Source organism: Flavobacterium sp. (assembly GCF_031423415.1).
Taxonomy (GTDB): domain Bacteria; phylum Bacteroidota; class Bacteroidia; order Flavobacteriales; family Flavobacteriaceae; genus Flavobacterium.
This window is the reverse complement of the sequence record NZ_JANPFL010000114.1, coordinates 1-1,446: the sequence shown is the minus strand read 5'-3', so window position 1 is coordinate 1,446 and position 1,446 is coordinate 1. Positions and strand designations below refer to the sequence as shown.

The 1,446-nt window shown below is 29.0% G+C and carries 1 protein-coding gene and 1 pseudogene; both read right to left on the bottom strand.

Annotated features, from left to right (window positions below):
* A pseudogene (locus tag RMO83_RS09780) lies at positions 1 to 211 on the bottom strand (3'-5' exonuclease); the annotation flags it as partial.
* Positions 212 to 214: 3 nt separating this feature from the next.
* Positions 215 to 1,446: DUF294 nucleotidyltransferase-like domain-containing protein (locus tag RMO83_RS09775; RefSeq protein WP_310559498.1), on the bottom strand; the 1,232-nt coding region annotated here is incomplete at its 5' end.

Here is a 1,446-nt window from a genome sequence, read left to right as displayed (position 1 = left end):
TAAATGAAATTTCAAAACTATCACTAACTACAATATTATTATTGACAACAGCGATTGCACCAATTGATAATATTTGATCATTATTTTTATCTAATCCAGTAGTTTCAATGCTTATTATGACAAATCTACTTGATTTTTTATCAAATTTAGTTACATAATTTTTGTAAAACTCAGGATAATTTCCTCCGATATTTTTTATCCAATCTAGCATAATTTATGAAAAATGGGTTAATTGAAATTTACTTTTAATCAAATCTTCCAAGTCTTTCATTGGTTCGAATGCATTTTTTAGTTTTTCTCTATCAGATTTTGACATTTCATCAATATTAATATATTGTCCAGAATTATCATTTTTTAAACCAGAAATAGTTCTAAATCTTGACAATTCTAAAAATGCTTCTGCACATTCTTTATAAATCTCTGCATTTTTAGCATCAATAATTGCTAATTGCTTGAATCGTAAATAAGTATTATTAATACCTTTTATACCTTGACTTAAAACTAATAATCTCGCACCATCGATTAGGGGCATTAAAGCACGTGTTTTAATATCAAATAAATCTTTGTTGTCGCCATCTTCTTCGACATTAAATTTTTTGAAAAAATTCAATGGTACTGGTTTTTTCAATGCATCATTACCCAAAAAATCAAATAACAGTGAACTACTTTTTCTATCTTTAAATACGATTTCTGACAAAGCATCTTCTAGTTGTAATTCACCATAGACCAAATCATAATCAAAGAAAATACTGCTAATCTCTTCGGTATTTTCACCTGGAGTATTAGTCCAATTATTGTATTGTTTTATCCAATCTGTCAATGACTTACACCACAGCATATTACTTGCCAAATGCCCGTTTGGACACAATTCGAATCCTACTTTTTCTAAAGTTGTAGTTGTTTTTTTAGCTAATTTTAGATAATAATCTCGAACATCACGATATTTTCCTGAATCGACATCTTCGAAAATCAAAAAACTGTCTTGATCTGTTAATAAAACTTGTTCTTTACGACCTTGACTACCTATGCTTAACCATGCAAATTTGGTAGGAGGGACGCCCAATTCTAAAATAGCTAATTCAATTGCTCGTTTGGTAATGGCAAAAATTATTTCTCCAGAAATCATGCTTATATGAGTATATGGAATGTTTTTTGTCATGGAACTTTGGATCAATTCTGACAATCTTTCTCTAACTATTTTTAAATCTTTAGACGATTGTGAACGTTTAATTTCTTTAATTAAAATACCAGGACTATTAGCTTGAGCAACAACCAAATCATGTTCGGTTATAATTCCTTTTACAATTGATTTATCAGAACCATCATCGGTTATGCACAAATGACTAACATTATATTTTAGCATCAATAATTGTGCTTCGGCAAGCGATAAATGCTCAGAAGCTGTTATTACTGGAGAAGACATAATTTTATCAATTGATGATAAAA